Below are 4,347 nucleotides of genomic sequence, written 5' to 3'. Positions count from 1 at the left end.
GCTTGATGGATATTTATCCAAAAGTATTTTGTGATCTAGAGCACGTGACACATATCGCTAGGTAAGCTTCCTCAGAATTAGACAAACAAAAGCCGCATAACTTTGCTTATGCGGCTTTTGTGTTTTTGTCTTTACTCAATGTCTCTTCTTGTCTGGCTCAAGTTTATAGTCGCTCTAATCATTCGTTTTGAGCAATCTCGCCGTGCCGTTCTCTCTAATCGCATTGATTGCCTCTAGCTGTTTATAGATGACGAAGTAGCGATTGATATTGGCAACGTAGGTGACAGGCTCTTTACTGACGTATTTACGAGTAATTATCTCTACGTTTTTAAACCAGATGTTCGGGTTGTAGCCTTTCTTCTTCGCAAGGTTCCTCATCTTTCTGATCTTAGCTGGACCTGCGTTATAGGAGGCGAGAGTAAAGTAAATCTGGTTATCTGGAGTAATGGCTGGGTCATCAAAATATCTATCTTTAATGAAGCGCATGTATTTCACACCAGCATGGATGTTGTTATCGACGATGTGGATATTCTTGATGTTGACGTTTTTGTCTCTCGCAGTGCTAGGTAGAACCTGCATTACTCCAATAGCACCTCGGTGGGAGACTCTGCTTTGATCAAGGCCCGACTCTTGGAAGCCTTGCGCAGACATCATCAAAGGATCGAATTCATACTTATTCGAATACTTTTTAAATACATCAGCCAGTTTAGCAACGCGGTCAACTTTGTTCGGGTTGAGTGCCCGACCTAACCAACGAGTATTATCTATGTATTTCTTATAGATCACGTTTCCAAGCAGGGTACCTGTTCGAGCTGTCTTAACGTATTTGTTTATCTCTTTCTTTAGTTGAGGGCTGTCTTTTCTTAATGCCCAGGCTATTTGACCATTTTCGCGTAAAGGTAAGTCGTGATGGACTTGAATGTTTTCCATCACATCGATCCACAGTTTCGCTTTGTGGCTGTCCAGAATCGTACCTTGTATATAGCCTTGGTTAACGAGCTCGATCAGTTCGTAGTCTTGCAGTGACTCTTCGATGAAGTGGACATGCAGTGGCGGTAAACCCAGTTCGTTGAGTTCCTTATTGACCCTTTGCACGCTTTCGAAGTAACTGGAGCTGGCCCGAATCCATACTTCCTTACCACTAAGCTGCTTGATCTCGGTGATCGCTTCTGAATTCTTGCCAGTGATAATGAGCTCTTTACCGTCTTTAATCATAGGGTCTGAAAAATCGATCACCTTTAATCGCTTATCGGTGACGGTCAGGTTTGCAACAGCAACATCGCCATAGCCTGACTGTAGAGAGGGGAGCAGGTCATCCCGCTGCACAGGAATAATTTGAACGTTCAGGTAAGGGTGCTTCTTGCGAAGACTTTTTTCGAAATGGTAAAGCATCTCGGCAACGATGCCTTTGGGCTTGCCATCTTCTATATAGTAGAAGCCAAGATCAGCAGAGACCAGCACTCTCACTGTACCTTTGGTTTTGAGTACGTCGAGGTCCCCCATGTAAGGCTTATTGCTTAATGGCGAGAGTTCTAATGCGTGGGAAAATTGGCTAAATAGCACGATCCCAATAAATAATAACAACCTACTCACATCCACACTCCATGTTGATGTTTTGTTAAAAGTTATTTATTGAAGATACCGTGTATTGTGCGATTCATCAAGTTCGTGGAATAGGTTTAAAAAAAGCGCGCTAGTAAATTAGCGCGCTTTTTTAGTCAGGAACAGAATGGTTGGCTAAGGTAGTGGGTTCAGCTCAATCAAGGCTTCTGTTCTTTGAATCGCGTCCTCAAGGCCAAGCTGTTTGTAGGCCTCTAGCTGAATTTTTAGAGACTTACGCGCTGCGATGGTATCTGGGTAAGTCTTTTGCAGTTCTTGCGTTCTATTGATTGCAGCGATCCAAGCTTCACGACGTAGATAGAAATCTGCCGTTGCTAGGTCGTAATCCGCCAAACGGTTTTTAAGTGCGAACATGCGTTTTTGTGCATCTTCTGCGTAAGGGCTTGCTGGGAAGCGCTCTAGTAGTCGTTTGAAATCAGCAAAAGCGAGTTTTACAGGCTCAGGATCTCGGTCGCTACGGTCGATATTAAAAATATCGTGCATAAAGTTTCTGTCTTGTGCCATGTGCGTTAGGCCGCGCATGTAAAGAACCCAGTCTTGTTTTTCGTGAGTTGGGTTTAAACGCAAGAAACGTGAAATGGTCGCTAGGCCAAGCGCTAGGTCATCATTTTTGTAGTAAGCGTAAATCAGGTCTAGCTGTACTTGTTCAGAATAGGCGCCGAAAGGGTAACGAGAGTCTAGGGCTTCTAGCTTTTCAATGGCAGAAAGCCAGCTACCACTTTGTAGCGATTCTTGCGCCTCAGAATAGAGAACCGATGGCGGTACATCTGGCACTATCTCTTCGGTACTTGAACAACCAGCCAAGAGTGATACGGCTAATAGACCCGCTAAAGTAAGGTGTTTCATGTCAGGCGTCGATTCCTTGAATTAAATATTTCGTAAGCTTCCGTTACTTTCTAACCAGTAACAGATACAATGATGCAATTATTCTATTTTATCCATACTAATGGGTATTAGTCTCACGGTTTTTAAAAAAGTTCGATATGGCTCAGCAGATCACATTAACAGACACAGTAAAAAGCAGCCAGTTAGGTCAACGTTTAGACCAAGCTGTCGCTGAACTATTTACCGATTTTTCTCGCTCTCGTATTAAAGAGTGGCTTCTTGACGGCAAAGTCCAAGTGGACGGTGAAGTTATTACCAAGCCACGCGTTAAGGTTATGGGCGGAGAAGAGATCATCTTACAAGCTGAACTTGAAGATGAAGAGCGCTGGGAAGCACAAGACATTCCTCTAGACATTGTCTTTGAAGATGAACACCTATTGGTTATTAACAAGCCACGTGATTTTGTTGTTCACCCAGGAGCAGGTACGCCGGATGGAACCGTGCTAAACGCGTTGCTGCACCACTACCCACAAATCGCTGAAGTACCTCGTGCAGGTATTGTTCACCGTCTAGATAAAGACACGACAGGTCTTATGGTTGTTGCTAAAACAGTACCAGCACAGACTCGCCTTGTACGTGCATTGGCTAAGCGTCGTATTACTCGTGAATACGAAGCGATTGCAATCGGCAAAATGACCGCTGGTGGCATGGTAGAAAAAGGCATTAGCCGCCACGCAACCAAGCGTACTTTGATGGCTGTGAATGAAACGGGTAAGCCAGCGGTAACTCACTACCGCGTTGCTGAACACTTCCGTGAACACACACGTATTCGTCTACGTCTAGAAACGGGTCGTACTCACCAAATCCGTGTACATATGTCTTACCTTCAGCATCCACTGCTAGGTGATATTGCCTACGGTGGTCGTGCACGTATTCCAAAAGGTGCATCAGAAGAACTAACGAAGATGATTCGTGCTTTTGATCGTCAAGCACTACACGCGGTTATGCTTAAATTTGTTCACCCAATCACGGGCGAAGAAGTTGAATTCCACGCACCTGTGCCAAATGACATGGTGGTGATGGCTGAAGCTCTGCGCGTTGATGCTCGCGATAACCTAGAAGAAGACATTTAATTATGTCGATGATCATCCCTAACTGGAACGCACCAAGTAATGTGAAGGCTTTTGCTTCGACACGTGTTGGTGGTTTTTCTGCTGATGCATATCAAGGGCTAAACCTCGGTATGCATGTTGGGGATGATGCTTCACTGGTTGAACGTAACCGCATATGGCTTACGCAACACGCTAACATGCCAACTGCACCGGTATGGCTAAACCAGACACACTCAACTGATGTGGCAACGGTTCTTGAGCCAACATCCAATGTTCTCGACGCGGATGGAGCTTTCACTACTGCTAGTGGGGTGGTTTGCTCAGCGATGACGGCGGATTGTTTACCAGTGATCCTCACTGATACCAAAGGTACTCAAGTTGCTGCGGTTCATGCCGGATGGCGTGGTCTTGCTGGTGGTATTCTTGAAAATGCAGTCGCAAAGTTTACCAATCTCAGCTCTGACAACCAGATCATTGCTTGGCTAGGCCCTGCGATTGGCAAACAAGCCTTTGAGGTTGGTGATGATGTGTTGGAAGCTTTCGTTGGTTTTGACCCTCAAGCCAAGCTTGCATTCAAAGCGAAAACTGAACCGGGCAAATGGTTAGCGAATATGTCTCAACTTGCAACACAGCGACTTACTAAAGTGGGTGTTTCGCAAGTGACGGGTTCGAACCTTTGTACTTTTGCCGATTCTGATGCTTTCTATTCTTATCGTCGAGATGGCGTTACTGGACGTCAGGCTACCTTTATTTGGCTAGAGTAACGTTTAGTAAGTGTCCGCTTTTATCC

The 4,347-nt window shown here is 45.0% G+C and carries 4 protein-coding genes; 2 read left to right on the top strand and 2 right to left on the bottom strand.

Annotation, left to right across the window (positions count from 1 at the left end):
• Positions 1-174 precede the first annotated feature (174 nt).
• Positions 175-1,599 carry a lytic transglycosylase F gene (locus BCT81_RS12390; RefSeq protein ID WP_347232108.1) on the bottom strand — a complete coding sequence of 475 codons (1,425 nt, stop codon included), beginning with the start codon at positions 1,597-1,599 and terminating at the stop codon, positions 175-177.
• Between the two features lie 138 nt (positions 1,600-1,737).
• On the bottom strand, positions 1,738-2,466 hold the full coding sequence (locus BCT81_RS12385) for an outer membrane protein assembly factor BamD (protein WP_008221648.1): 729 nt from the start codon (positions 2,464-2,466) through the stop codon (positions 1,738-1,740).
• A gap of 137 nt (positions 2,467-2,603) precedes the next feature.
• Here BCT81_RS12385 and rluD point away from each other — a divergent pair, with 137 nt between their 5' ends.
• Together rluD and pgeF are read left to right on the top strand one after the other, a co-directional pair.
• Positions 2,604-3,578: a 23S rRNA pseudouridine(1911/1915/1917) synthase RluD gene (gene rluD / locus BCT81_RS12380; RefSeq protein WP_004739484.1), complete on the top strand. Its 975-nt coding sequence runs from the start codon at positions 2,604-2,606 to the stop codon at positions 3,576-3,578.
• A 2-nt stretch (positions 3,579-3,580) separates the two neighbouring features.
• Positions 3,581-4,321 carry a peptidoglycan editing factor PgeF gene (gene pgeF / locus BCT81_RS12375; protein WP_102424603.1) on the top strand — a complete coding sequence of 247 codons (741 nt, stop codon included), beginning with the start codon at positions 3,581-3,583 and terminating at the stop codon, positions 4,319-4,321.
• Positions 4,322-4,347: the final 26 nt, after the last annotated feature.

Origin of the sequence: Vibrio sp. 10N.261.52.A1, from assembly GCF_002876325.1 — a bacterium.
GTDB classification, from domain to species: domain Bacteria; phylum Pseudomonadota; class Gammaproteobacteria; order Enterobacterales; family Vibrionaceae; genus Vibrio; species Vibrio chagasii.
Note: the sequence above shows the minus strand (reverse complement) of the source record. Positions and strands in the feature narration are given on the sequence as shown.